The sequence below is a fragment of the Cellvibrio sp. genome (assembly GCF_039207905.1).
Taxonomy (GTDB): domain Bacteria; phylum Pseudomonadota; class Gammaproteobacteria; order Pseudomonadales; family Cellvibrionaceae; genus Cellvibrio.
In genome coordinates this window covers 25666-46554 of record NZ_JBCECX010000037.1, presented here as the reverse complement: position 1 = coordinate 46554, position 20889 = coordinate 25666, and the positions used below count along the sequence as shown (strand labels likewise).

At 54.3% G+C, this 20889-nt stretch carries 20 protein-coding genes; 12 read left to right on the top strand and 8 right to left on the bottom strand.

The features are described 5' to 3' along the window. The 3 genes from AAGC78_RS18065 to trkA all read left to right on the top strand — a co-directional run. Positions 1 to 508 (top strand): methionyl-tRNA formyltransferase (locus AAGC78_RS18065; RefSeq protein WP_435785503.1); only part of this gene is annotated, 508 nt, incomplete at its 5' end. Further along, the gene (gene rsmB / locus AAGC78_RS18060; protein ID WP_435785502.1) at positions 502 to 1800 is read left to right on the top strand and encodes a 16S rRNA (cytosine(967)-C(5))-methyltransferase RsmB; all 1299 of its coding nucleotides are present in this window, start codon (positions 502 to 504) and stop codon (positions 1798 to 1800) included. The genes AAGC78_RS18065 and rsmB, both read left to right, overlap by 7 nt. Before the next feature lie 69 nt (positions 1801 to 1869). Beyond that, the gene (trkA, locus tag AAGC78_RS18055; RefSeq protein WP_435785501.1) at positions 1870 to 3255 is read left to right on the top strand and encodes a Trk system potassium transporter TrkA; all 1386 of its coding nucleotides are present in this window, start codon (positions 1870 to 1872) and stop codon (positions 3253 to 3255) included. A gap of 4 nt (positions 3256 to 3259) precedes the next feature. Here trkA and AAGC78_RS18050 read toward each other — a convergent pair whose 3' ends face one another. Further along, entirely contained in the window at positions 3260 to 3721 is a 462-nt protein-coding gene (locus tag AAGC78_RS18050) for a hypothetical protein (RefSeq protein ID WP_435785500.1), read from the bottom strand. A gap of 35 nt (positions 3722 to 3756) precedes the next feature. Between AAGC78_RS18050 and AAGC78_RS18045 the strand changes: the two genes are divergently transcribed. Further along, positions 3757 to 4065, top strand: coding sequence for a hypothetical protein (locus tag AAGC78_RS18045; RefSeq protein WP_435785499.1), 309 nt, complete (start codon positions 3757 to 3759; stop codon positions 4063 to 4065). Here the strand turns inward: AAGC78_RS18045 and AAGC78_RS18040 are convergent. Next, positions 4046 to 4525: a DUF2141 domain-containing protein gene (locus AAGC78_RS18040; RefSeq protein WP_435785498.1), complete on the bottom strand. Its 480-nt coding sequence runs from the start codon at positions 4523 to 4525 to the stop codon at positions 4046 to 4048. The genes AAGC78_RS18045 and AAGC78_RS18040 overlap by 20 nt on opposite strands. 207 nt (positions 4526 to 4732) lie before the next feature. Between AAGC78_RS18040 and AAGC78_RS18035 the strand changes: the two genes are divergently transcribed. From AAGC78_RS18035 to AAGC78_RS18015, 5 genes are all read left to right on the top strand, one after another. Further along, complete coding sequence (locus AAGC78_RS18035) at positions 4733 to 5653, top strand: dialkylrecorsinol condensing enzyme (RefSeq protein WP_435785497.1); 921 nt, start codon at positions 4733 to 4735, stop codon at positions 5651 to 5653. A gap of 78 nt (positions 5654 to 5731) precedes the next feature. Continuing rightward, entirely contained in the window at positions 5732 to 6883 is a 1152-nt protein-coding gene (locus AAGC78_RS18030) for a beta-ketoacyl-ACP synthase III (protein ID WP_435785496.1), read from the top strand. Positions 6884 to 6892: 9 nt separating this feature from the next. Beyond that, on the top strand, positions 6893 to 7294 hold the full coding sequence (locus AAGC78_RS18025) for a hypothetical protein (RefSeq protein ID WP_435785495.1): 402 nt from the start codon (positions 6893 to 6895) through the stop codon (positions 7292 to 7294). 1 nt (position 7295) lies between these two features. Continuing rightward, entirely contained in the window at positions 7296 to 8300 is a 1005-nt protein-coding gene (locus AAGC78_RS18020) for a BtrH N-terminal domain-containing protein (protein WP_435785494.1), read from the top strand. 37 nt (positions 8301 to 8337) lie between these two features. Beyond that, positions 8338 to 9099 (top strand): endonuclease domain-containing protein, encoded by a 762-nt coding sequence (locus tag AAGC78_RS18015; protein ID WP_435785493.1) that lies wholly within the window; start codon positions 8338 to 8340, stop codon positions 9097 to 9099. Positions 9100 to 9203: 104 nt separating this feature from the next. On the opposite strand, the gene AAGC78_RS18010 is transcribed toward AAGC78_RS18015, so the two are convergent. Genes AAGC78_RS18010 through AAGC78_RS17990 form a run of 5 tightly spaced genes read right to left on the bottom strand, consistent with a single transcriptional unit; the run spans position 9204 to position 13623 of the window. Then, on the bottom strand, positions 9204 to 10091 hold the full coding sequence (locus tag AAGC78_RS18010; RefSeq protein ID WP_435785492.1) for a hypothetical protein: 888 nt from the start codon (positions 10089 to 10091) through the stop codon (positions 9204 to 9206). Continuing rightward, positions 10088 to 11272, bottom strand: coding sequence for a beta-ketoacyl synthase N-terminal-like domain-containing protein (locus AAGC78_RS18005; RefSeq protein WP_435785491.1), 1185 nt, complete (start codon positions 11270 to 11272; stop codon positions 10088 to 10090). The genes AAGC78_RS18010 and AAGC78_RS18005 overlap by 4 nt, the downstream gene beginning before the upstream one ends. Continuing rightward, positions 11272 to 11538, bottom strand: coding sequence for a phosphopantetheine-binding protein (locus tag AAGC78_RS18000; RefSeq protein WP_435785490.1), 267 nt, complete (start codon positions 11536 to 11538; stop codon positions 11272 to 11274). The genes AAGC78_RS18005 and AAGC78_RS18000 overlap by 1 nt, the downstream gene beginning before the upstream one ends. Then, a complete protein-coding gene (locus AAGC78_RS17995; protein ID WP_435785489.1) occupies positions 11531 to 12715 on the bottom strand; it encodes an ABC transporter permease in 1185 nt (394 codons plus the stop codon). Before AAGC78_RS17995 ends, AAGC78_RS18000 begins: the two co-directional genes overlap by 8 nt. Continuing rightward, positions 12712 to 13623, bottom strand: a complete 912-nt coding sequence (locus AAGC78_RS17990; RefSeq protein WP_435785488.1) for an ABC transporter ATP-binding protein — start codon at positions 13621 to 13623, stop codon at positions 12712 to 12714. The genes AAGC78_RS17995 and AAGC78_RS17990 overlap by 4 nt, the downstream gene beginning before the upstream one ends. A 217-nt stretch (positions 13624 to 13840) precedes the next feature. On the opposite strand from AAGC78_RS17990, the gene AAGC78_RS17985 reads away from it, so the two are divergent. The 3 genes from AAGC78_RS17985 (at position 13841) to lpdA (ending at position 18760) form a co-directional block, all read left to right on the top strand. Then, positions 13841 to 14749 (top strand): class I SAM-dependent methyltransferase, encoded by a 909-nt coding sequence (locus AAGC78_RS17985; protein WP_435785487.1) that lies wholly within the window; start codon positions 13841 to 13843, stop codon positions 14747 to 14749. A 154-nt stretch (positions 14750 to 14903) separates the two neighbouring features. Next, positions 14904 to 17240 (top strand): glycoside hydrolase family 9 protein, encoded by a 2337-nt coding sequence (locus tag AAGC78_RS17980; RefSeq protein WP_435785486.1) that lies wholly within the window; start codon positions 14904 to 14906, stop codon positions 17238 to 17240. 98 nt (positions 17241 to 17338) lie between these two features. Then, the gene (gene lpdA / locus AAGC78_RS17975; protein WP_435785485.1) at positions 17339 to 18760 is read left to right on the top strand and encodes a dihydrolipoyl dehydrogenase; all 1422 of its coding nucleotides are present in this window, start codon (positions 17339 to 17341) and stop codon (positions 18758 to 18760) included. A gap of 71 nt (positions 18761 to 18831) precedes the next feature. On the opposite strand, the gene AAGC78_RS17970 is transcribed toward lpdA, so the two are convergent. Beyond that, complete coding sequence (locus AAGC78_RS17970) at positions 18832 to 20826, bottom strand: alpha/beta hydrolase family protein (protein WP_435785484.1); 1995 nt, start codon at positions 20824 to 20826, stop codon at positions 18832 to 18834. Positions 20827 to 20889 lie beyond the last annotated feature (63 nt).

Below are 20889 nucleotides of genomic sequence, written 5' to 3'. Positions count from 1 at the left end.
ATTTTGCCCGATATTAAACGACGATACTGGCGGAAGCCTGCACGATAAGCTCATCGCCGTAGGTACCCCATCATTACTAGAAGCGCTTGAGCTGATAGCTGCAGGCAAGCTCAATCCCGAAAAGCAGGATGACAGCCAATCCAATTACGCCCCCAAGCTCAACAAAGAAGAAGCCGCATTAAATTGGCAACTTTCCGCCATTGAACTGGAACGCAAAGTACGCGCATTTAATCCTTTTCCGGTGGCGCACACCAAGCCGGCAGGTACTGGTGATGACCAGCGCATCCGCGTGTGGGCCGCAAAAGCCTCAGACAAAACCGTAAACGCCGCACCCGGCAGCATCACTCAAATAAGCGCAGACGGACTATGGGTAGCGTGCGTCCAAGGCCAGCTTATTCTTGAGCAGCTACAATTGCCCGGCAAAAAGGCGATGAGTGTGGGCGAGATACTGCGCGGCCACCCTGACTTATTTAAAGTCGGCGATCAACTGGAACAACCAGCATGTTAAGCGTGCGCGCCGCGGCGGCGCAGGTGATAACACAGATCCTCGCGATGAAAGGCTCACTCTCCAGCCTGTTGCCGCCAGTTTCAGCGAAGATAGCGGAAAATGATCGCGCGTTACTGCAAGAACTTTGCTTTGGCACTTGTCGTTTTTATCCCCAATTACAAGCCTATACCGAATGCCTGCTGGATAAACCGCTACGCGCCAAAGATGGCGATGTACAAGCACTACTGTTGCTTGGACTGTATCAATTGCTGCATACCCGTATTCCCGACCACGCCGCAATTGGCGAAACGGTGGAAGTTACCCGCCATATCAAAAAGCCCTGGGCGACCAAACTAGTAAACGGTGTATTGCGCAGTTTTCAGCGCGATAGCGCCAGAATTAACGAATTTCTCAGCACTAACCGCGCTTTTCAAAGCAATCATCCGGCATGGATGGAGGCGATGATCAGCAAGTGCTGGCCGGAACAACTTGAACAATTGATCGCTGCCAACAACCAGCACCCGCCTTTTAGCCTGCGCCTGAACATTAGCAAGATCAGCCGCGACGATTATCTCGCACTGCTAAATGATGCAGGCATAAATGCTAAACCGACCCAATACAGCCCTTACGGCATAACGCTTGAGCAGGCGACTGATCCGCGCAAACTACCGCACTTCGCTGAAGGCTGGTTGAGCGTGCAGGATGAAGCAGCGCAATTGAGTGGTGATTTGCTGCAATTGTCGCCCAACTTGCGTGTATTAGATGCCTGTAGCGCACCCGGCGGTAAAACCGGACACCTCCTCGAGTTAGAGCCGAGCTTGGTGGTAACTGCACTGGACGCCGATGAACGCCGCCTCAATCGCGTGCGCGAAAATCTGGCGCGCCTAGACGTCAGTGCAAATATCATCTGCGGCGACGGCACCAAACCGAATGAGTGGTGGGACGGCGAGCAGTTCGACCGCATACTGCTCGATGCTCCCTGCTCGGCGACCGGCATTATCCGCCGCCATCCGGACATCAAAGTGTTGCGCACCCCCGAAGAGCTGGATCGCTTGGGCGAGCTGCAACAGCAACTACTAAAAAGCCTGTGGCCACTGCTCAAGCCGGGCGGCATCTTGCTCTACGCCACCTGCTCGATTATGCCCAAGGAAAACACCCGGATCATCGAAGCCTTTGTGGCACGCCAGAAAGATGCAAGTTGCGATCAACTCGATGTTGAATGGGGAATCCCACAACCCCAAGGCAGACAACTCTTACCGCAACTGGATAGACACGATGGTTTTTACTACGCGCGACTGCGCAAAGCAGACTGATGCGCACTAGGCTTTGCTAATAATCGGCACGATTACGGCTGATAAAAAACTCACAATAACGGGCAAATTATGAAAATCATCATCCTCGGCGCAGGACAAGTCGGCGGTAGTCTGGCAGAGCATTTGGCGAGTGAGGCCAACGACATTACCGTGGTCGACACCGACGAGGCGCGCTTGCGCGAGTTGCGCGACCGGTTGGATATCAGCGTGATCGCGGGCGAGGCCTCGCATCCGGACACCTTGACGCAAGCGGGTGCGGAAGATGCGGATATGCTGGTGGCGGTGACTAGCAACGATGAGATCAACATGATCGCCTGCATAGTCGCCGACAACCTGTTCCACACCCCCACCAAAATCGCACGCGTGCGCGCCACCTCCTATTTGACCCATCACCAGTTGTTTGAGTCCGAGGCGATTCCGGTTGATGTATTGATCAGCCCCGAGCAGTTGGTATCTGAATATATCTTCCGTTTGATTGAGCAACCCGGCGCTTTGCAGGTGCTGGATTTTGCCGATGGCAAGGTCCAGCTGGTAGCGGTGAAGGCTTATCACGGCGGGCCGCTGGTCGGGCAGGAACTGCGTTTTTTGCGCGAGCATATGCCGTCGGTTGATACGCGCGTTGCCGCGATTTATCGCCGTAATCGCGCCATTATGCCCACCGGAACGACGGTGATCGAAGCCGATGACGAAGTTTTCTTTATCGCTGCCAAGGCCGATATCCGCGCGGTGATGAGCGAGTTGCGTCGGCTCGAAGTCGCCTACAAACGCATCACTATTGCGGGCGGCGGCAATATCGGCCTGCGTCTCGCGAAGATGCTTGAAGGGCGCTATAACGTGCGCGTGATCGAGTACAACAAACCGCGCTGCATCCACCTGTCCGACCAACTGGAACGGGCGATAGTGATTCAGGGCAGCGCGTCCGATAAGGATTTGCTGCTGGAGGAGAGCATCGAAGATACCGATGTGTTCCTCGCACTCACCAACGATGACGAAGCCAACATCATGTCGTCCATGCTCGCCAAGCGCTTGGGCGCGCGCAAAGTGATGACGCTGATCAACAATCCCGCCTACGTGGATGTGGTACAGGGCGGCGATATCGACATCGCCATTTCCCCCCAGACCACCACCATCGGCAGCTTGCTTACCCATGTGCGCCGCGGCGATATCGTCAACGTGCATTCATTGCGCCGCGGTGCGGCCGAGGCGATTGAGATTATCGCCCACGGTGACGCCAAGTCATCCAAGGTGGTGGGCAAAGCGCTGGAAGATATAGATTTGCCCGAGGGCGCCAATATAGGCGCGATTGTGCGGCAGGGGCCGGATGGCGATGAAGTGGTGATCGCCCACGACGATGTGGTGGTGCAATCGGGTGACCATGTGATTGTGTTTTTGCTGCAGAAAAAACATATCCGCGATGTGGAAAAACTCTTCCAGGTCGGCTTCAGCTTTTTCTAAAACCTTACTCGTCCGCCGGAGCCAAGACCGCCAGCAACTCGCCTTGCAGCAATTGATTTCCGGCGGCACTGAGCGAAAAGCGGTAGAGCGAAGATTGGTCGTTGGCAGCCAATTGCGTCAATTCAATCTGCAAAGGCACAGCGATTTCATCAAGATCGCGCACGCTCGCTTCAAGCTTGGATGCCACTGCGACAAAACCTTTGCGCGGAGTTTCGTCAGCATCGGCATTAGCCGTAAGGCGCGCATGAATCGCTTGGGCTTGCGCGGCGTACTCGACACCGGCGTAGACCGATAATATCCCGCTCTGGCGCAGGGGATTATCGATTGCCAAATGGGATTGGGCCGAACAGCAAATGGTCTGTGAATCCCAGCTCTCAACCACGTCGAGCAATACCATTGGCGCAGCATGAGGCAAAAGGGATTCGATACCCGCGTAGCCGAGCGGGGCGGTAAGTGACTCAGCCATAACAATGATTACCAGCGATAATTTCAGGAGGCGGCATGCTAGTGGATTTCACCGTGAACGAACAGGAGCGCTGCGTGCAGGGGCATTTTCCCGGTGCGCCATTGGTGCCCGGTGCCTGGCTGCTGGCGAAAATCGACCTGTGTCTGCGCGCGCAATTGCCGGAGCGCCGCGTGGCGGGATTTAGCAAAGTGAAATTTGTCGCGCCCTTATTGCCGGGAATGGCGGCGCAGTTACATGGCGATCTGGACGCAATCGATGCTGAAAACACCGCGCCCACCAGTATCAAATTGCAGATCCGTAGCGGCGACCAGCTTATCCTCGAGGCTAAGGCTCAGTTGATCTAGCTTCAGTTGCAGCAGCGCCTTTGGCGATGTTTTTAGTGCTCTCTTTGGGATGCAAAAAGCGCAGCACCAACTCACCTTTATCACCTACATCCACCGCAGCCGCTTTGAAGCGCAAAGAGTCGGCCGCGCCATTTAATCGACTAAACGCAAATGGCTCTTTCGGTTTGCCAAATGCGCCCACGTCCAATTCGCCATTGCCATTAAGGTCGACAAACGCCCGCATCGCGTAACGGCCGGGCGGCAAATCGGTATCCAATTGCATTTCATCTCCCGCCGCCAATGGCGACTGCAAGAGCCTGATCGGCTCGTCGCTCCATGAGCCACCGTCTTTTACGGTGTAAATAGCGATGTAGACTGAAACGCCGAAATGACGATAATCCTGTATATGAATGACTAGACTTGCAGCTTGGGCAATTGCTGGCACGATGATAGAAATAAGTGGCAAAAAGAGTGAAAACATCCGCTTTTTCAAATTATTATCCCCGTAAATTGCTGTGATAAACTGCGCCGCACTATAACATGACGTCCTGATTTGGATGCCACGGCAGCAATCCATACAAACTGAAACACGCGACGAAAAACTGGAGTTAATACATTGACGGACATAAGGAAACCCAAGCGCGTATTAGTCGTTCATTACTCGCAGACCGGTCAACTGCACAAGGTTGTGTCATCCATTATTGAGCCGCTCGCTGCGCAGCCTGCGATCCAACTCGATCATCTGCGGCTTGAGCCGGTGGAAAACTATCCCTTCCCTTGGCCGTTTATCCGCTTTATCAACACCTTTCCCGAAGCGGCGCACGAGCGCGGCTGTGCGTTAAAACCCATTCACTTACCCAGTGATGAACCCTACGACCTTGTGATCCTCGCCTATCAGGTTTGGTTCCTCGCGCCATCCATTCCCGTGACTGCATTCCTGCAAAGCGCAGAGGCCGAGCGGCTGCTGGCGAATACGCCGGTGGTGACGGTCATCGCCTGCCGCAATATGTGGTTGATGGCGCAGGAGAAAGTCAAAGCCCATCTCGCGCGTCTGAACGCCAAACTGGTCGGCAATGTGGCTCTGGTCGATGAAGCCGGCACCGCCGCGAGTTTTATCTCGACCCCATTGTGGATGCTCACTGGCAACAAAGGCCCCTTCCCACTGGGGATTCCGGCCGCCGGTGTAGCCGAGGCAGAAATCGATTCCGCCGCCCGTTTTGGGGTCGCGATCCGCAAAGGTCTCACGAGCGACAAAGCACTCGATGAAACCCTGCTGCAAGGCTTGGGCGCCGTGACCATCAATGAGCGACTGATCGCCAGTGAGAAAGTGGGCACCCGCAGTTTTTATCTCTGGGGCAAACTGTTCCTCGCCGCAGGCAAACCCGATGCCTGGCTGCGCAAGCCGCTGACCATCGCCTATGCACTATTTCTGTTGACCTTGATCCTGACAGTCGTGCCGGTGACGTCTATATTGAAGCGCTTGTTCGCACCGCTGATGAAAGCGCGCATCGCCCGCCAGAAGGCTTATTTCGCCCAGCCATCCGGTGAAGACCGAAAGGTAGTTGCCGCCGCTTGCCCGGCCTGCGAAACCTCTATTGCCCAGCAGTAATTGCCTAACCAATAATTGCCCAACATAAGCGCAGCCGATTAATCGCACTGCGCAACCAGAAAAGAAGTAGCTTACGTTATGCCGATAGCACCTGTTTACATCACCCGCACCAGCAGCTTTATGCCCAACGAGCCGGTCAGCAATGACGAAATGGAACCCCTGCTCGGCCAAGTGGGCGAGCGCGCCTCCCGTGCGCGCCGCATGGTGCTGCGCAGCAACCAGATCACCAGCCGCCATTACGCCATCGATAAAACCACCGGCAAGCACAACTACACCAACGCGCAGTTGGGCGCCGAAGCCGTGCGCGGTTTGCTGGATGCAGAGTTCGGTTTGGGCGATATCGGCTGCTTGGTTGCCTCCACCACCATCGCCGACCAACTGATTCCCAGCCACGCCTCCATGGTGCACGGCGAATTGGGTGCGCCCGCGTGCGAAGTCGCGGGCACCACTGGCGTTTGCGCCTGCGGCATGAGCGCGCTCAAATATGCCTACATGAATGTGTTGGGCGGATTGCACAGCAAAGCGGTCGCGACGGCGTCGGAAGCGGCGTCCTACACAATGCAAGGGCAAAACTTTGCACCGGAGATCGACCACCAATTAGCCGAGTTGGAGCAGAATCCCGAGATCGCATTTGAAAAAGACTTCCTGCGCTGGATGCTCTCCGACGGTGCCGGTGCGGTATTACTTGAGCAGCAAGTTCCCGCAGGTCAACGTGCACTGCGAATCGAGTGGCTGGATATTCTCTCCTACGCCAACGAGATGGACACTTGTATGTACGCCGGTGCACGCAAAAATGCCGACGGCTCGCTCACCGGCTGGCAGCAAGTCAGCCGCGATGAATGCCAGCAAGACAGCCTGTTGGCGGTCAAGCAGGATGTGAAGCAACTCAACGCCAACATCACCCACTACACGGTCGAAAAACCACTGCGCCAGTTGCAGCAGAAATACGGCATCAAGCCCGAGGATATCGACCACTTCCTGCCCCATTATTCATCGGCCTACTTCCGCGACAAATTGGCCGATGGCCTGCGCGCAGCCGAGTTTGTGATCCCCGAAGAGCGCTGGTTCACCAATCTTGCCACCAAGGGCAATACCGGCTCGGCTTCCATGTACATCATGCTCGACGAGATTTTCCGCTCCGGCCGCTTGCAGCCGGGCGAAAAAATCCTCTGCTATGTTCCCGAGAGCGGCCGCTTTGCAGTCGCCTACATGCTGTTAACCGTCGTTTAAGGATTGCCCATGCGCAGTGACCAGGTTCCCCAGGACAACAGCAGTAGTTACGCTGGCCACAAAAAATTGCTCTACGCCCAAACTGAAGCGGGTGAATACGTGGGGGTGAAATCTTCCGGTTGGGAAGTTGAGGCCGCCGCTACCTGTGCCGCAGTAGAAGAGTTCGAGCAACTTGCCCGCGCCGCCCTGGCTGAGGTCAAAGCCGGCACCCGCTCGCCGCTCTACTACCACATGTACGCCAGCCGCATGGATTTGCCGCTGCTGGCGCAGGTATCGGGCATTTGGCGCTGGCGCATCAACCGCCACTTCCAGCCCAAACATTTTGCGCGCTTGTCGCCTGCGCTGCTCGACCGCTACGCCGAGGTGTTTGATATCCCCCGCGCACAACTGCTAACCACCCCGGATGCCTGACATGACTTTTGCCCACAACCAGTCCGCCCATTGCGAGAGCGGCGTTATCTCCGCTTTGCTCACCCACAGTGGCCTGCCGATGTCAGAACCTATGGCATTTGGCCTCGCGAACGCCCTCGCGTTTGCCTATATCCCCATCGTCAAGATTTCCGGCCAGCCGCTGATTGCCTATCGCCTGCCGCCCAAATTTATTATCAAAACCCTGTGCAAACGCCTCGGGGTAAAAGTCTCCTTCCAGAAATTCGGCAACCCCATGCGCGGCGCCGAAGCGCTGGATGCAGCGATAAGCGAGGGGAAATTGGTCGGCTTGCAGACCTCGGTGTACTACTTACCCTACTTCCCGGAAGAGATGCGCTTCCACTTCAACGCGCACAACCTGCTGGTGTACGGCAAAGAGGGCGACAATTACCAGATCAGCGATCCGGTCTTTGAAGCACCGGTCACCGTGGCCTCGCGCCACCTGAACAAAGCCCGTTTTGCGCGCGGCCCGCTGGCACCCAAAGGTTTGATGTATTCCATCGAATCAGTGCCGTCGCAAGTGGACTACGCGCGCCTGATTCCCGAAGCCATCGCCAAAAACTGCAAAGTCATGACCGGCGCACCGCTGCCGATTATCGGCATCCGCGGCGTGCGCCACCTCGCGCGCAAAATCGCCGGGCTGAAAGGCAGCGCAAAAGAGCAGCAATTATTCCTCGGCCACATAGTGCGCATGCAGGAAGAGATAGGCACCGGCGGCGCAGGCTTCCGTTTTATCTACGCCTCATTTTTGAAAGAGTCCGCTGGAATTTTGCAAGACGACCAACTCGCGCAAGCAGCGCAAATGATGACCGACGCCGGCGACCAATGGCGCCGCTTCGCGCTCACCACCGTACAACAATGCAAAAAATCCGAAATAATTGATCTGGCAAAAGTCGCCAACGAATTACTCACCTGCGCCGATCAAGAATTGCAGGTGTGGGAGTTTTTAAAGGTGTGGCACAAAGGGCAAAAAAGTCGGGCTGTATAACGGGGCGGTTATATAAGACTTTAGGGAAGAGAGATCAATGAATATTGAAATGACTCCAATTGAAAAAATGTACTGGGATGCGGCTAAAGAAAAAATTCCTAGCTTAAGACCACAGGAGTGGATAGGTAAATTTCGAGTTGATTTTCTTATCTTGGATAAAGCCTGCATTATCGAGCTCGATGGACATGAATATCATAAAACTAGAGAACAACGAAAACATGATGCATCTAGAGAACGTTTTTTAGAAAAAAATGGATATCAAGTTATAAGGTTTACAGGCAACGAAATATACAATGATGTTGAAATGTGCGTGAAAGAAACCATTCAAATCATCAACGTAAAACCGAGAAGTGCTTGTGAAATAAAATCCTCAAAAAAAATCTGCTATCACATGCAGAGAGTCATCGAGTTGTTGCTATATAAACATTGTGCAATTGACTATAGAGATGGCTTATACCTAAAGCTGGAAATTGATTATTTCGACCCATTATCAATTGAATTAGTTGAAGAAAATATTATTTCAATAGCTCATTCCTATACTGAATTTGGTGAGCTTATTTATGACCTTAGAATTGAGTTCTTAATTTCAAATGTAGATGGCAATGACGGCTGGATTCCATACTCATACTCTTCTCCAGGCGTATTTCACCCTTTAATACGACTGATTGGATCTGAAATAGTAGTGTTAAATGAACTAATGCTAAAAGATGTTGCGTCTTTTTCTGAAAGTTGGGCAAAAAATCTTTTAAGTAATGGTTGGCTTGAGAACGCTAAGGTTGCCCGTAAGAATCAGCCTTAACATAGCAATCAATCGCATGGTTTTTAAGTTGCGCGCTAGTGAATTGCTGCAAAAAGTTTAACGATTTACGCTACTTACAATCCATAAGTGGCCGCAGCGATAATTCATTGAGAAAGATCGACCCGTAGAGCGCAATAACTACCAGCATCACCATGAGAAAAGTTGCGCGCGAGATGAATTCCGCTTTTGCCAAATTGCTCCACCCGTGCGCAAAGTTCAATTAGCGATCCACCGGAAAATGCGCCTTGGCTGATGCCAGTTTGAGTGCAAACCTGTACTTCGCCAACCACATTTGTAAGTTGCGCTTGTTCTTCAGCCGTTGGATTAAAAGCACATTGCAGATGTTGTACATCTTGTTCGCGCAGCCACTCAAGCACTTCTTCTACATCAGCAAAGTAAACTGGATTGCCCAAGGTTATCGCGGCGGTATTTGTTGTTTCGGTTGATAACAATAACCAGTGGCTGCCTTCGGCGATTTCATCTTGCGCATCAACTCCCAAACGACGGGCGTGTTGTGCGAGCGGTAATGCGGCTTCATCGAAACCGCCCACTAACGCGGTGTGGATTCGCCCTTGTTGCAGGTCGAGCCATGCATGCAGCAGCGCTGCCTCGAACGACAATTGCTCCTGCGCGACCACCACCGTATTGCCTTTGGTGTGCAGCAATTGAGTCAGGTAAAAACCGGCGGTGTTGCCGAGTGTGTTGACAAAATGCAGCGGCATGGGAGTGTCTTGCTGGGCGAAAATACCTTCCATCACTTCTGCAGGTGTGCTCACCGCGCCTGCGCGAGTCGCTAGATAAACACCTGTGTTTTCCGGCAATTGGCGGCCTGCGACGCAGTTCAGACCGCCAGCGACGCACAGCTCTATGTAGCGATCGATACGGCGAATCCGCTGCGGCACCCAAGGGGCGATAAGCGCGCGCAGATCGGGTAGCTCCGCTTGGTCACGGGCAAAACTGTGATGCAACGAATAGTGGGAGATCAGCTTCATTGCAGCGCCTCCGTACGACTGGTTTTGCGCAGCACCAGCGCATTGTTGTTGCCACCGAAGGCGAAGCAATTAAACAGGTAATGGCCGTCGGGTGCGGCGCCGGCTTGAATGTTCAGTGCCACCCCCAGCGCTGGATCAAATTGGTGGCCGGGGTTGGATGGCAAACGATTGCGCAACAGACAGCCCGCCGCTAGCGCAAGCTCCAGCGCACCGCTGGCGCCGAGGGTATGGCCGCAAAATTGTTTGAGTGCAAATACGGCGGGGAGCGACTCGGGGAACACGTGTTTGATTGCTGCTGCCTCGGCTTCGTCATTCATCAGCGAGGCAGTGCCATGGGCTTTGACACCTTTGATCGCGCTCGCGGTCACACCGGTTTCAGCCAGCGCTGCTGCGATTACCGTCGCCAGACTGGAGCCATCGGCAATGGCGGCGGTGAGGCTGTGATTATCGGTGGCGATGGCGCCGCCGCAGAGTTCGAGCTGCACAGGCGCAGACTCATCCGCGCGACCCAACATCACCAACGCGCAGGCTTCGCCGAGCACCAAACCATCGCGGTCGGCCGCAAAGGGGGCGAGCCGCTGGCTGGGTGAAATCAGGCCGAGGCTGTGAAAACCGAGCAGGGTGGTCTGGTTGAAAAATTCGACGCCGATAACCAGCGCATTATCGATCAACCCCGCCGCCAACAACCGCTGGGCATAGAGCAAGGCGTTAGCGCTGGAGGTACAGGCGGTGCTGTAGCTGTAACAGTGGGGCGACAATTGAAATTCGCGGCGCAAGCGCTCGGCCATTTTGCCGTAGCCGACGATACCCATTGGCAGCGGATCTGCCGCACCAGTTTCCTGCGCTTGCTGCTCCAAAGCCAGGAAATAATTGGCTTCCGAGACGCCGACATCGTAGGAGGAGGAGCCGATAAATAATCCGGTCCGCGCGCGCTGGGCGCTATCCAAATCCTGCGCAGCGATTGCCTTGCCGGTCATATCTTGCAAATGCGAATAGATGCGCGTGGCGTCAGCATCTGCTGATTCCGGCAGCGCAAAATAGGGCAGCTGCAGGGGCTCCTGCAAGTTGGGGAAATCGAGCCAACGCCAGGGCTTGTGCCCACCGAGCAGGTTATCGACGCATTCGTCGAGCGACAAACCAAGCGCCGAGCGAGCATCCAGATAGCGGATACTGGCTGTCATCAAGCGCGTTCGCTGGCGATAAAAGCGGCCAGGGTGTTAGTCGATACCATGACTTTACGCGCCGTGGATGAACCTTCAATCCGCACGCCATAGCGGTTTTTGATCGCCATGCAGATTTGCAGCACGTCGAGCGAATCCAGGTCGAGACTGCCGCGCACCAGCTTGTCGTCGTCGCCGATATCGTCGGGGCTAATGTCCTTGTCGCATTCATCGATAATCAATTGCTTCAGCTCGCGCTTGAACGCGGCGGAGGAAAAATCAGTCATGGTTTTGCTTCCAGCGGGAGATAAAAATGGCAGCCGATGCCAACAGGCCGCCGAGGGCGACCAGCATCAAGCTGTTTATGGCCACGGCGGCACAGCCACCACCGCGTACCAATACTGCTAAAAATCCATCCAATGCCCAAGCCATGGGCGAGAGCCAACTCAGGTCTTGCATCAGCGGCGGCATCACAAAACGCGGCACCATTATGCCGCCGAGCGCGGCGAAAATAATGCAGGAAGCGCCGCTCAGGATTGTCGCCTGCTCAATGGTGCGGCTGACGGCGGCGACCAGCGATGCCCAACCCAAAGCCGCGCAACTGGTGCTGATACTGATCAATACTAACGCGACGAAAGACACATCCAGCGACAGCGCCTGAGCACCCGCCAGTGGCAGCAACAATGCACCTATCGCCAGCATCAACCCCAGCTGCAGCAGGTTGATCACCAGATAAGGTAACAACTTGCCAAGATAGATTTGGCTGAGCGGCATGCCGCAGGTTTGCAGGCGCATCAGCGTCTTTTGCTGGCGCTCCTGAATCACCGTGGTGGAGAAGGGAATTGAGATAAAAAACATCCCGAAGATCAGCCAGGCCGGTACATTTTGCTGCACGGAATTGGGTCGGGTGGCAGCCTGATTACCGGCACCATCCACCACCGTGATAAAGCCGGTTTTGAGCAGTTCGCGCTGGGCGTAAGCGCGGTCGAAACCCAGTTCTTCGGCGATCAGTGTGGTATTTAATTCGGCAAAAGTGCGCTGCACCGCCGCTTCGATCAAGGCGCGTTCACGCAACCCGAGTTCAGGGGCAAAGCTCAGTTCAACGCCGGTGCGCGGATCACCTTCACCTGCTAATGCCTGATCAAAGCGGGCGAGGATATGGATTTGGAACAAGCGATCGGACGTGCTCAGCGGCGAGCCGGGCATAGCGAGGCGTATTTCCAGATCCGGTTGTTCGCGCAGCAGATTCACGAAAGCTTCGGCTTGGGTGTTCTCGACAATCAACTGCTCGCCACTCAGCCAGCCTTTGAGCTGCCCGCCGCCCTGTTGCGCAAACTGGCCTTGCAGGGCAAGCGACATAATCAGCACAAACAGCGCGGGCATCACGAACAGCACCAGCAGACCGTGCCAGTCGCGCAGCAGCAGTCGCGTTTCTTTGTGGATGGAGGCGATTAATCTGCTCATAGGCGCTCGTTCTCCCGCGCTAAAGCTGTCAGGAAAACACTTTCCAAACGCCGCTGGCCATAGTGGATTTGGATAGGGGTGATGCCCGCCTGCTCCAGTTGCAGCAGCAATTGTGCGGCCGATATTCCCAGACGATCCAGATCAAACTCCCACTCTTGCGCGCTTGGGGATTCATCCCGTTTAACAACCCCAGCCTGTGCAAGCAGCGCGGCTGGCGGTGCAGAAGGAAGCGCAAGATGCAAACAATGCTGCTCGGCAAGCAGGCTTTTCATATCGCCCTGCAACAGAATGCGACCGCGATCCATCACCGCCACCGAGCGGCACAGATCTTCTACTTCGTCGAGCAGATGGGAGGTGTAAATAATGGTGGTACCCGACTGATTCAGGCGCCGGACAACGTCCAGCAAAAACGCGCGCGATTGCGGATCGACGTTGGCGGTGGGTTCGTCGAGGATCAGTAATTCCGGTGCTTGCAGCAGGGCGATAGCGATATTGAGCCGACGCTTGAAACCGCCGGAGTAGCGCGCCGCCAATTGATGTTGCAGCTCGCCCAAACCAGTTTCTTCGATTGCCCGCTCGACAGCAGCGCGACGGGTTTGGGGATTGGAATGGCAGACAGCGGCGAAATAATCGAGGTTTTCGCGACCAGTAAGGCGCAGATAGAAAGCATATTCCTGCGGCACCAGCGCCAGCTCGCGCCGACCCAATGCGGCCGGTTCGCCCGCCAGTTGGATACTACCCGCCGCCGGTTTCAGCAGCCCGGCGATCAGCGACACCAGTGTGGTTTTACCTGCGCCATTGGGGCCGAGCAAGCCAAGGATATCGCCCCGCGCGACATCCAGCGTCAGCCCGTCCAAGTGCACCGGTTGGCGCGGATATCCAAAACTAAGTCCTTTGATGCTCAGCAAAAGTTAGCCCTGATCCAGTCATTGAAGCGCCGCACTATACCTGCTTTTCGCGGGATTTGGCTCATCTTTCACCGCGCTTTTGGCGATGATTTAACCCCGTCACAAGGGGCGCTATGCACATGTACATTTTTTCCGCTGGCGTTTACTATGCCCGGCGTTACGTTTTTGCGGTTGTCGCCTGAACCTCCGGCAACCCGTTAATAAATAAGGTTTACTCATGGATTTAGTACCAGCCGCTCGCGCCGCCGAACCATTGCAACAACAGGGATTCTTGCGAGATCACGGATTGCCGCAAGCGCCCGACTGGAACAACATACAACTGGCCGAGACCTGGCCCGATCAACTCGATTTCCGGCGCTGGCGCAGCTGGCGCGAAGTGTTGCGCTCGTTCCTCGGCAAAGAGCATCGTCCGGTGGTGCTGCCGGAAGGCGCCTTTACCCTGCCATCCGTACCCAAATATCTGCTGCAAGAATTCCATAATCTGCCCAACGGCAATTATTCCAGCCGCTTTTCGCGCGGCTACATCACCGGCTTTGATATCGCCATGTGCGGCCATATGCAGCGCGCGCGCGCCTGGATCGCCAATCACTTATACGGCCTCGATTTTGTGTTGGATGTGGGCACCGCAGGCGGGCGCACTGCGGCAGCAATCAAGCAGGCCGAAGTGAAGCGGGTGTGGGGGCTTGATCCATCACCTTACCTGTTGCGCCACGCCGCGCACGATCATCCCGGGATCGAATTTATCCCCGGCCTCGCTGAAGATTTACCCTTTGCCGACCAATCGCTCGACGGCATCGCCCTCTGCTTTGTGCTGCATGAAATCCCGCCCAAATATATCGAACAGGCACTGGCCGAATTTGCGCGGGTACTTAAACCGGGCGGCAAGCTGGTGATCGCCGAGCCGTCCCACGAACAACTGCAGCCGCTGCGTCTGCGTGAATTGTTGCGCGCTGCCGGTTGGTCAAAGTTGTATTTCAAGCTACTGGCCGCGCGGGTTTACGAACCTTTTGTCGATGCCTGGCATAAGCTCGATAAACCGCAACTACTCGCCGCCGCCGGTTTCAGTGCCATCGAAACCCGACCGGGGATGCCGATCGCCATGTGGACCGCCGAAAAAGCCCGCTAACTCCCTATTCCCCCTTTATCACTCACCACCACTTTCAGCCGCAACCGAAAGTGGCGACTGCTACAACCTGAAGTGGTGAGTATTTGCCCGACCTCTTCCCCTAGCATCCGCGTGCCAGCGTTTACTGGTACACGACTCTCACAGGGGAAAAATAATGACCATAACAAAATACTTTTTACCCGCCAGCCTCACACTGGCAATAGGCCTGCTCACAGCCTGCGGCGGCAGCGGCAGTGGTGGCGGCAACAAAAGCTCATCCAGCAGTGCGGCATCCAGCTCCAGCCCGGCGGCTGCAAGTTCAAGCCTCGCGATATCAGCCAGCAGCTCATCGGCAGCGGCGTTTACCGGCTTGCTGATCGAAGCGGAAGATTACCTGCGCTACCACGACACCACGGCGGGCAATACCACCGGTGAATACCGCACCGATGATGTGGATATCGAAAAATCCACCGATGCGGGCGGCGGTTACAGCATCGCCTATATCGATACCGGCGACTGGCTCGAATTCAGTATCAACGTCACCCAGGCGGGCACTTTTGCGATTGAAAGCCGGGTGGCGACGGCACAATCCGGCGGCGCTTTCTGGTACGAAATCGATGGTGTCCGCGCGGTCGATGACATTAGCGTTGCGCCCACCGGCGGCTGGCAAGTTTGGAGTAGCCTCAACCACTCGCTCGGTCAATTAGCGGCGGGCAACTACGCCCTCTGTGTGCAGATGAAAAGCAGCCCCTTTAACCTCAACTGGATGAAAATCACCTCCAGCGACGGCGGCGCAGTCACCCTTAGCCAAACACCAAAAGGCGACGCCAGCAGCTGCATCCATCCGGTCGAACCACCCAAAGTGACGGTGCCAGAGCAGATCAAACTCAACCAGTTGGGCTTCACCCCCAACGTGGAAAAACTCGCCGTAGTTCCCGGCGTAGATGCAACACGTTTTAGCATCGTCAAAGCAGGCACGACGGAAGAAGTATTGGCAGGCAATCTCACCGCCGCCGCCGTATGGGAGCCGTCATTCGAGTCAGTAAAACTGGCCGATTTTTCCAGCCTGACAACACCGGGGAATTACGAGCTGAAAGTGGCCGGAGTTGCGCAAGCAGCAAGCTTCACTATTTCCGCCGACGCTTATAAAGCGCTGAATGCGGCGGCGCTCAAGGCGTTTTACTTTAACCGCGCCAGCACCGCACTGCTTGAAACCCACGCGGGCATTTACCAGCGCGCTGCTGGCCATCCGGATACCAATGTCTTTATCCACGCCTCAGCCGCTGACGCCACACGCCCGGAAGGCACGGTCGTGAGTGCGCCCAAAGGCTGGTATGACGCGGGCGATTACAATAAATACATCGTCAACTCGGGCATCACCACTTACACCTTATTGGCGGCATTCGAGCGTTTTCCCGCCTACTTCACTGCACAATCGCTGAATATCCCCGAATCGGGCGATGCGGTGCCGGATATTCTCAACGAGATTCTGTGGAATCTGGAATGGATGCTGGCGATGCAGGACCCGAACGACGGTGGCGTTTATCACAAACTCACTAGCAAGGGATTTAACGGGTTTGAGATGCCCGAGGCCGATAAATCCGAGCGCTATCTGGTGCAAAAATCCACTGCCGCCACATTGGATTTTGCCGCCGTAATGGCTGCCGCCAGCCGTATTTATGCTGGCTACGAAACCCAATATCCCGGCCTCTCCGCCAAAATGCTTGCCGCGTCCAAAGCTGCATGGACTTGGGCGAAAGCGAATCCCGCGATCTACTACAGCCAGCCAGCCGATATCCAAACCGGCGGTTACGGCGATAACGATGTGAGCGACGAATTCTTCTGGGCAGCGGCCGAGCTGTACATCGCCACCGATGACGACAGCTATTACGCAGCGATGAAACCCGCCGACACCAGCGCCGATATTCCCGGCTGGATCGGCGTGAAAAGTCTGGGCTGGATTTCCTTAGCGCAGAATCTGGATTCGCTCACCGCTGCCGCTGACAAGGCACTGATCAAAACCCGCCTCGATGGTGTAGCAGCCGGTATTGTCGCCAAAAAAGCGGCATCGCCTTACGGTGTCTCGCTCGAAAAAGGAGATTTTTACTGGGGCAGTAATTCCGGAGCCTTGAACCAGGCGTTGATGCTGCTTGAGGCTTATCAACTGGATACCAGCAAAACCGCTTATCGCCAAGCCGCGCAGTCGCTGTTTGACTATGTGCTCGGGCGCAACGCGACTGACTATTCGTTCGTGACCGGTTATGGCAACAAGACGCCGATGAATATCCACCATCGCCCCTCTGGCGGTGACGGTATAGCCGCGCCGATTCCCGGTTTTATTGTCGGCGGCCCGCACCCGGATCACTCGGGTGATTGCTCCAACTATCCTTCGCCCCTGCCAGCCAAATCGTTTGTCGATGACCAATGCAGCTATTCCACCAACGAGATCGCCATCAACTGGAATGCACCTCTGGTTTACATCTCGGCAGCCTTGCAGGTACTCGCGCCTTAACATACCTGACGAATGTAATGACCGTCAGCTGCCCCAAGTGCCGGGGAATCGCTTATGATGCGATTCCCCGATATTCCCAATGTGCACAGGAGCTAACGATGGCAAATATCAAAACCCAACTCGTTGTACTCGGCAGTGGCCCCGGCGGCTACTCTGCGGCTTTCCGCGCGGCTGATCTCGGCCTTGATGTGGTACTGGTCGAACGCTATTCCAGCCTCGGCGGCGTCTGCCTGAACGTGGGTTGTATTCCCTCCAAAGCACTGCTGCACGTTGCGGAAGTGATCAATGAAACCAAACACGCCGACAATCTCGGCCTGAGCATCGGCACCGTCAGCCACGATCTGGACAAGGTGCGCGCCTACAAAGATTCGGTGGTGAGTAAACTGGTGTCCGGTGTTGGCGCCATGGCCAAAGGCCGCAAAGTGAAAGTCGTAGAAGGCCACGGCAGCTTTACCAGCGACCGCCAATTGCAGGTAGTAAAAGGTGGCGAAACCACCTTGATCGACTTTGACCACGCGATTATCGCGGCGGGATCACGCAGCGTAAAACTGCCGTTTATCCCCGAAGATCCACGTATTTTTGATTCAACCGGCGCACTCGAATTGCGCTCGGTGCCAGCGCGCTTGCTGGTGATTGGCGGCGGGATTATCGGCCTGGAAATGGCGACTGTGTACGAGGCCCTCGGCAGTAAAGTGACCGTAGTCGAATTCGCCGACCAGCTGGTGCCAGCGGCCGACAAAGATCTGGTACAGATCTACAGCAAGTACAACAAAGACCGCTTTGAAGTATTGCTGTCCACCAAAGTTGAAGCAGTGACCGCCAAAGCCGAATCGATCCAGGTAGCCTTCAGCGGTGCGCAGGCGCCAGCTACGCCGCTTGATTTTGATGCGGTATTGGTCGCGGTAGGACGCACGCCTAACGGCAAATTGATCGGCGCCGAAAAAGCGGGCGTGAATGTCGATGAGCGCGGCTTTATCCCGGTCAACCAATATCTGCAAACCAATGTGCCGCACATCTACGCCATCGGCGATATCGTCGGCCAGCCAATGCTTGCACATAAAGCCACCCACGAAGGCCACGCCGCCGCCGAAGGTGTTGCAGGCCATCCACACGCGTTTGCGCCTATGGCGATCCCATCTATCGCCTACACCAGCCCGGAAATCGCCTGGGTCGGCCTGACCGAAAAAGAAGCCAAGCAACAAGGTTTGGACTACAAAACCGCCGCCTTCCCCTGGAGCGCCAGCGGCCGCGCCATCGCCTCTGATCGCAGCGAAGGCAAAACCAAGCTTATTTATGATGCAAAAACCGACCGCTTACTCGGCGCCGGTTTGGTCGGCGTCCACGCCGGTGAATTACTCGGCGAACTCACCCTCGCACTGGAGTTCGGCTCCAGCGTAGAAGACATCGCCCTCACCATCCACGCTCACCCGACGCTGCACGAATCTGTTGGTCTGGCTGCGGAATTAGGTGCTGGCACAATCACCGATCTGCCCAACCCCAAGGCGACGCTGAAAAAGTAAGTTGTGACTGAAAATAAAAAGGCCGATCAGAATAATGTGATCGGCCTTTTTATTTGCAGAGCAATTTTGCGTTAATTAATCGCTACTGACTGATCTTTTTTTACCGGCAGACATTTATCTAAAAATGTATCCATTGCGCGGAAAGTATCGATGCGATTTTTTTCGTTTAAAAGAAAATGATCTTCGCTGGGCAATTCAACAAAGGTCACATCTTTTTTCGCTTTTTGTAGAGCATCGCGCATTTCATAACTGTGTTTAATTTCCACTTGACGATCATCGGTACCGTGCACTAACAATACAGGTGCTTTGATTTTATCGGCAAAATTAACCGGTGATATAGCTTTGAGCGTAGCGTTATCGTTACCGATCATTTCGTCAATGATGTTGTAGCTGCGCCAGAAAGCGCGATTATTTTTCACCAGATCATAAACGTTGCTCACACCATTCACGCTGATCGCACAGCGATAAAAGTCCGGTGTTTTCACCGCGCCCATCAACGAAGCATAACCACCGTAACTTGCACCGACAATCGCAATCGCTTGCGGATCAGCGATACCTTTGGCAATCAAATGACGTGCACCATCTTCTACATCATCCTGCATTTCCTTGCCCCAATTTTTCAGACCGGCATTGCGCAATTCAATTCCTTGCCCGTTTGAACCACGGAAGTTCATTTGCAATACAGCGTAGCCTTTGCTGGCAAAAAATTGGGTCCAGTAATCAAAATCGTCGCTGTCACGCGCAATTGGACCTCCGTGTGGGAACATCAGCGTCGGCAGCTTTTTACCAGTGACATTTTTAGGCAGGGTTAAAAATGCCTCAATCGTTAAACCATCACGAGCTTTATATTCAATTCGCTCACTTTTGCTCATAAATTCCGGCGTTAACTTATTGTACTTATAGGCAACCGCATCCAGTTTGACGGGATTAGCTTGCCCTAAATAATAGGTTCCCGAATCTGTACTGCTGGTGGAGTACACCAGGAATTTTTGCATATCATCAGTTAGTGAATAGATATAGTTGCGATTGTTCGGAATTGCCTTATCAATTTTTTGTTGCAGTGTTTGTAAATCCTTATCAAAAAAATGCGTGCCACCTTCTTCCAACGCAGAAACACCAATCGCTTTGCGTGTAGCAGGAGAATAAACCAGCTGACCGAGCACATCGTATTTTGGATCAGCAACTACCAGCTCACGCTTTAATTCCGGATCTTTCAAATTGACTTTGAAAATCGCCATACGTTTTTGATGATAGGCACGCACATAAAAAATATTCGGGTCCTGATCAAAACCCAAAGGTTCAACTCTGTCTTCCGAAAAAATTTTGTAGGGCCAAAGATTGCGCCACTTGTCTGAATCAGCATCGCGCACATTGGTAGAAAATAAATCGTCCTTCATGCCGGAAGTCACCCGCACATTGTGTTGCTGATCGGTTCCCCAGTTGTACACATTATGCTGAGCAGGATGGAATAACGTTGCTTTCTGGGTTTTTATATTGACCTTGTAAACCAGAGACTCCAACGGAAAGCCGCGATCCAATCCAGGCATCAGCATAAGAATATGGTCGGGATCATTGCGCAGCGGATCAATTACCTGATCGCGGTTGGATGGCAATATTTTATAGCGGCTCAAAAAATTATAGGTAAATGGCACCGTAACCGCATCAGTTTCGGTATTGATAATCATCAAATGGAAGTCGCGGGTTTTGAAGTGAATCCGCTGCCCCATCACGTAGGTGTCGCGCTCCGATGGTGTAAATGCACCGGTCAGCAATGTTGTATTGTCTTTCCATTGAACCCAATTCAAAAAGAATTTGGAGTTATCGGAAAATAACGCATAGTTAATTTTTTTAGTAGCGAGATCAGTTACCTGTACAGCACTCCCGTGCACCCCATCGGCATCGAGACGAACAATCGAAGCCAGTTTTTTTCCGTCAGGAGATAATACCAACCGGTTTGCATCCGGCAGCTTGGAGAAATCTTCGGTTGAGAGAGCAGTCGCTGATTGCGCGATAGATGATAAAAATGCGGTGCTAATAACTAGCAGTAAATGTAAATATAATTTCATAAATAGTCCTTTTGCCCTGGCGTTTGCCTTCTTAATTTTTATCTATGCAATTGACTATGCCAA

Excerpts from the sequence above, each read along its gene's own strand:
- rsmB (WP_435785502.1), top strand. The coding sequence starts at position 502 with ATGTTAAGCGTGCGCGCCGCGGCGGCGCAGGTGATAACACAGATCCTC.
- trkA (WP_435785501.1), top strand. The coding sequence starts at position 1,870 with ATGAAAATCATCATCCTCGGCGCAGGACAAGTCGGCGGTAGTCTGGCA.
- AAGC78_RS18050 (WP_435785500.1), bottom strand. The coding sequence starts at position 3,721 with ATGGCTGAGTCACTTACCGCCCCGCTCGGCTACGCGGGTATCGAATCC.
- AAGC78_RS18045 (WP_435785499.1), top strand. The coding sequence starts at position 3,757 with ATGCTAGTGGATTTCACCGTGAACGAACAGGAGCGCTGCGTGCAGGGG.
- AAGC78_RS18040 (WP_435785498.1), bottom strand. The coding sequence starts at position 4,525 with ATGTTTTCACTCTTTTTGCCACTTATTTCTATCATCGTGCCAGCAATT.
- AAGC78_RS18030 (WP_435785496.1), top strand. The coding sequence starts at position 5,732 with ATGCCGATAGCACCTGTTTACATCACCCGCACCAGCAGCTTTATGCCC.
- AAGC78_RS18025 (WP_435785495.1), top strand. The coding sequence starts at position 6,893 with ATGCGCAGTGACCAGGTTCCCCAGGACAACAGCAGTAGTTACGCTGGC.
- AAGC78_RS18020 (WP_435785494.1), top strand. The coding sequence starts at position 7,296 with ATGACTTTTGCCCACAACCAGTCCGCCCATTGCGAGAGCGGCGTTATC.
- AAGC78_RS18015 (WP_435785493.1), top strand. The coding sequence starts at position 8,338 with ATGAATATTGAAATGACTCCAATTGAAAAAATGTACTGGGATGCGGCT.
- AAGC78_RS18010 (WP_435785492.1), bottom strand. The coding sequence starts at position 10,091 with ATGAAGCTGATCTCCCACTATTCGTTGCATCACAGTTTTGCCCGTGAC.
- AAGC78_RS18005 (WP_435785491.1), bottom strand. The coding sequence starts at position 11,272 with ATGACAGCCAGTATCCGCTATCTGGATGCTCGCTCGGCGCTTGGTTTG.
- AAGC78_RS18000 (WP_435785490.1), bottom strand. The coding sequence starts at position 11,538 with ATGACTGATTTTTCCTCCGCCGCGTTCAAGCGCGAGCTGAAGCAATTG.
- AAGC78_RS17995 (WP_435785489.1), bottom strand. The coding sequence starts at position 12,715 with ATGAGCAGATTAATCGCCTCCATCCACAAAGAAACGCGACTGCTGCTG.
- AAGC78_RS17985 (WP_435785487.1), top strand. The coding sequence starts at position 13,841 with ATGGATTTAGTACCAGCCGCTCGCGCCGCCGAACCATTGCAACAACAG.
- AAGC78_RS17980 (WP_435785486.1), top strand. The coding sequence starts at position 14,904 with ATGACCATAACAAAATACTTTTTACCCGCCAGCCTCACACTGGCAATA.
- lpdA (WP_435785485.1), top strand. The coding sequence starts at position 17,339 with ATGGCAAATATCAAAACCCAACTCGTTGTACTCGGCAGTGGCCCCGGC.
- AAGC78_RS17970 (WP_435785484.1), bottom strand. The coding sequence starts at position 20,826 with ATGAAATTATATTTACATTTACTGCTAGTTATTAGCACCGCATTTTTA.